Origin of the sequence: Mesorhizobium sp. M1A.F.Ca.IN.020.06.1.1, assembly GCF_004023265.1 — a bacterium.
Lineage (GTDB): Bacteria > Pseudomonadota > Alphaproteobacteria > Rhizobiales > Rhizobiaceae > Mesorhizobium.
Map to the genome: position 1 here is coordinate 1 of NZ_RZSR01000486.1, position 4,433 is coordinate 4,433.

A 4,433-nucleotide genomic window follows, 5' to 3' on the forward strand; every position below is an offset into this window, starting at 1 on the left:
CGCTTCTCGCTTGAGGTCTGGCCGGCGCGATGGCATGACGGGGAAATCTCCTCTGAAGGTCATGGCATGAGCAGCGCAAAACAAGTCATCGTCATCGGCGCCGGCATCATCGGCGCATCGATCGCCTGGCATCTGGCGAAGGCTGGAGCGAGGGTGACGGTCGTCTCGACAAGCGGCGCCGGCGGCGTCGCGACGCCCAATTCCTTCGCCTGGATCAACGCAAGCTGGGGCAATCCGGAGACCTATTTCCGGCTGCGCATCCGGGCGATGAACGAGTGGAAACGCTTGGCGAATGATCTGCCGGGCCTGCCGCTTGCCTGGTGCGGCGGCCTGTGCTGGGACCTGCCGGCGGACAAGCTCAAAGCCTATGCGGCCGAGCATTCGTCCTGGGGCTACGGCATCGAGCAGGTCGGCCGCGAACAGGCGGCGCGGATCGAACCCAACCTGACCGAGCTTCCCGATTTCGCGCTTCATGTCGCCGAGGAAGGCGTGGCCGAGCCGGTGGCGACCGCAACGGCGCTGCTGGCGGACGCCGAACGGCGCGGCGCGCGGCTTATTACTGGGACTGTCGATAGACTGACTCTATCCGGCGGCAGCCTGAGCGGCGTCGTCGTTGCGGGTGAAACCATCGCCGCCGACGAGGTGGTGATCGCCGCCGGCGCCGGCGCTCCGGCGATCGCCGCGACGGCAGGCGTCCAGTTGCCGATCAAGACGCCGCCCGGTCTGATCGTGCATTCGCGACCCTACAGGAAGCTCCTCAACGGCCTGGTGCTGGCCGAGAGGCTGCATATGCGGCAGACGGCCGAGGGCCGGATCATCGCCGGCTCGGATTTTGGCGGCGGCGATCCGGGCGAGAACCCGGAGGCAACCGCGCTTGAGCTTTTCGAAGCGGTGAAAGCGATGCTGCGCGGCGCCGACGGGCTGGAGTACGATTTCCACACAGTCGGCTATCGTCCTACTCCGATCGATGGTTTCCCAATTGTTAGCCGCGCCGACGGCGTAGGCGGCGTCTATGTCGCCGTCACCCATTCCGGCATCACGCTGGCACCCGCCATCGGCCTGTTTGCGGCCCGCGAAATCGTCGATGGCGAGCGCGATCCATTGCTCGCGCCTTATGCGCTGTCGCGCTTCGCTCAGTAGCCCGGCGGCCGGCGAAACCCGTCGGTCAGCGGCGCGATCGCCGCAGCGACGCCGAGCAGTCTCGCCTCCGACCAGCGCTTGCCGACCAGTTGCAGGCCGATGGGCAACCCGTTGCTGTCCTGCCCGCCTGGTATCGCCAGCGCCGGATGGCCGGAATAATTGAAGACCGCGCCATAGGCCGGCAGCATCCAATAGCTCTCGTCCTTGCCGTCGACCTTCAGCGCGCTGCCTGGCTTGCAGTGCGGAAAGGCCGTTGTCATGGCGACCGGGCAAAGCAAGGCATCACAGCTTTCGAAGAACCGCTCCCAAGCAAGAATCGACCGGTCGCGGCGAGCGAGCGCCGCGAACCAGCGCGACACCGGCGCAGGCTGTTCCGGCGGTTCCGGTTGCGCTGCCTCCAACATCATGCCGATCAACTTGCCGCCCTCGGTGAGATCATCATGCAGGTCGAGCTTCGGCAGTTTGGCTTCCTCGACGTGCGCGCCGGCGGAAGCCAGCCTAGCAGCCAATCTCTCGACCGCGGCGCCGATCTCGGCGGCCACCGGAAAGCTGCGGAAGGTGCCGGCGAAGGCGATGCGCAGCGATGTCAGCTCGAGCGTCGGTATCGCATCAACCGGCACCGGCGCCAGATCGGTATCGCCGCCGTCCGGACCGGCAATGATCCGGTAAATCAGCGCCAGGTCCTCCAGATTGCGAGCAATCGGCCCGACACAGGACATCAAGCGGACGCTGCGCGGAATGCCGCCCGGGTCGGGAAAAGCGCCGGCCAGCGAGACGCGATGCTCGGTCGGCTTCAGGCCGTAGACGCCGCAAAAGGCGGCGGGCAAGCGGATGGAACTCTGCATGTCGGTGCCGACCTCGAAGGGCGTCATGCCCGCAGCAACCGCAGCGGCAGCGCCGCCGCTGGAGCCGCCCGCTGTGCGCGACGGATCCCAAGGGTTGCCGGTGCGGCCGAACAGCGGATTGTCAGACTGCCAGTCGCCCAGCATGGTGGCGACATTGGTTTTGCCGACCAGCACGCCGCCGGCTCTCTTTAGCCTGGCAGCCACAGGGCTGTCCTGCTTGGGAACGTTGTCGGCAAATGGCGGGAAGCCGACCGTCGTCTTCATGCCAGCGGTCTCGTGCGCATCCTTCAGCGTGAACGGCACGCCGTGCAGCGGGCCGAGCGCGGCGCTGCGGGCCAGTGCCGCATCGGCTTCTCGGGCACGCTGAAGCGCGCCTTCCCGATCGAGGAGGACGACGGCGTTCAGAGCTTCGTTATGCCGGTCGATCTGCGCCAGATGCGCGTCCAGCGCCTCCACGGCCGAGATTCTCCGCCGGGCAATTGCTGCCGCGAGTTCGGTAGTCGAGGAAAATCCGATGTCCATTGTGCTGCACTCCGGCTGCTTGCCGCGCTGCGCCTTGAACATGGCGGATGAGACCGCGGCTTCAAGCCGAATTCAGCATTGTTAGGACAGCGGTGCTTGATCGAAATTGCGCCCACCTGTGGTCAGGGCGGCGCTGTCCCGCGACCTTCGCTACGTTTGGAGCTAGACGGCCAACGCGAACTTAGCAACGGTCGGCGCGAACGGCCGGATGTTTGTGCCGTCCCTTGTCATGGTGACAAAGCTCGACGGCGGGATCGCCTGCCATTCTCCGCCGTCGCGGTCGAACGGTTCGGAGACGATGCAGCGGCCGGCGCGGCTCGCGAATGCGCCGGTATAGAGCGTTGGCGCCTGGCCGTCGGTGGCGTAGCGCACGGCGTAGAGCGCCTCGCCATCGGAAAATGCCGCTGTCAGCTTCAGGGAGGGTTCGAGACCGGCGTGGCGCGAAGCCTCGAGAACGCGGCTGGTGGCGCGGGCTACCGCGCCTTGCGGGTCGGCGGACAGGCCTTCGTCGAGCATCAGCAGGAAGAACAGTTCGGAATCAGTCGTCCCTTCGCGCTGGTCGAAGACAGCATCCGACAGCGAATTCTCAAGCGCGCGGCGGATCTTCTCGAAGCCCCCGATCTGGCCGTTATGCATGAACGACCAGCGGCTGGAGACGAAGGGATGGCAGTTCATGCGGCTGGTCGCGCCGCCGGTGGAGGCGCGCACATGAGCGAGGAACAGGCCTGATTTGATCTGCCGGCAGAGGCTTTTCAGATTGGGGTCCGACCAGGCCGGCAGGATGTCGCGGTAAAGGCCGGGCTCGGGACGGTCGCCATACCAGGCGAGGCCAAAACCGTCGCCATTGGTCGGCGACTTGGCCTCCTGGGCGCAGTGGCTCTGGGCAATCAGCGAGTGGCAGGGCGCGGTGACGATGTCTTCGAGGAAGACCGCTTCACCGAGATAAGCCGCCCACCGGCACATCGCATTCCACCATTTATCAGGCGCGATCCATCAGAGCCTGAGGCTCCTTCACCGCGTGTGAGCCTCTGTTGTTCGTGCGCTCATAGAGCTCACGGACGATTCGGCTGGCGGTAGTCTCGAACAGAAATGGCAAGAAAGCGTGAACGAGGGCGGCGCCCGCGGCCATCGACAGGCGGGAGCAGAACCAGGCGGCGAAGGCCATGTGGCCGAAATAGGTTTCGCCAACCTTGGCCGGATGAGACGTAAAGAGCGCCGAAAACCGCGTCGTCATGGTGATCCCTCCTGCCGGGATGAGCCCCGATATTGAGTATCCTGCCACGAGTTGAAGGTTCATCGATCCCAAATTGTCCTTGTGTCTAGCCCTATTTTGGGACATTTATCCCAAGAATGGCATATGATATCGACGAAACTGATCGGAGATTGCTGGCCGAACTGCAGCGCGACGGCACGCTTTCCGTCGACCAGTTGTCGGAGCGCGTGGCCTTGTCCCGCAACGCCTGCTGGCGGCGCGTGAAGCGGCTGGAGGAGGAGGGCGTCATTACCGGGCGCGTGGCGCTGGTCGATGCCGACAAGCTTGGACTCGGGCTTTCGGTGTTCATCCTGATCCGCACGTCGAACCACGACCCGGACTGGCTGCAAAAGTTCCGGGCGGCGGTGACGGGCTTTGCCGAGATCACCGGCGTCTACCGCATGTCGGGCGACCTCGACTATGTGCTGAGAGCCCGCGTCGCCGACGTGAAAGCCTATGACAGGCTCTATCAGCGGCTGATCGCCAAGGTGCCGCTGTCGGACGTCTCCGCTTCCTTCGTCATGGAGGAGATCAAGGAGACGACCGTCGTTCCGGTGGAGTTGCGCTGACGCGGAACCGCATTGAAAGAAAGGCGTTGATAGCGTCGCGGACGGGTTGACCGAATCGGCAGCCGCGCCGATAGGAATGGGCTCATGCGCACGGCTGTCTATCCT

5 protein-coding genes are annotated in these 4,433 nt (G+C 65.0%); 2 read left to right on the top strand and 3 right to left on the bottom strand.

Annotated features, from left to right (window positions below; genetic code table 11):
• Window positions 1-66 precede the first annotated feature (66 nt).
• A complete protein-coding gene (locus tag EOA60_RS20380; protein ID WP_095824297.1) occupies window positions 67-1,140 on the top strand; it encodes an FAD-binding oxidoreductase in 1,074 nt (357 codons plus the stop codon).
• Here the strand turns inward: EOA60_RS20380 and EOA60_RS20385 are convergent.
• From EOA60_RS20385 to EOA60_RS20395, 3 genes are all read right to left on the bottom strand, one after another.
• Complete coding sequence (locus EOA60_RS20385; protein WP_095799472.1) at window positions 1,134-2,507, bottom strand: amidase; 1,374 nt, start codon at window positions 2,505-2,507, stop codon at window positions 1,134-1,136. The two genes, EOA60_RS20380 and EOA60_RS20385, sit on opposite strands and share 7 nt — an antisense overlap.
• A 162-nt stretch (window positions 2,508-2,669) precedes the next feature.
• The gene (locus EOA60_RS20390) at window positions 2,670-3,470 is read right to left on the bottom strand and encodes a class II glutamine amidotransferase (RefSeq protein ID WP_067003564.1); all 801 of its coding nucleotides are present in this window, start codon (window positions 3,468-3,470) and stop codon (window positions 2,670-2,672) included.
• A 16-nt stretch (window positions 3,471-3,486) separates the two neighbouring features.
• The gene (locus tag EOA60_RS20395; protein ID WP_067003741.1) at window positions 3,487-3,741 is read right to left on the bottom strand and encodes a DUF6356 family protein; all 255 of its coding nucleotides are present in this window, start codon (window positions 3,739-3,741) and stop codon (window positions 3,487-3,489) included.
• 116 nt (window positions 3,742-3,857) lie between these two features.
• Between EOA60_RS20395 and EOA60_RS20400 the strand changes: the two genes are divergently transcribed.
• Complete coding sequence (locus EOA60_RS20400; RefSeq protein ID WP_067003562.1) at window positions 3,858-4,328, top strand: Lrp/AsnC family transcriptional regulator; 471 nt, start codon at window positions 3,858-3,860, stop codon at window positions 4,326-4,328.
• Window positions 4,329-4,433: the final 105 nt, after the last annotated feature.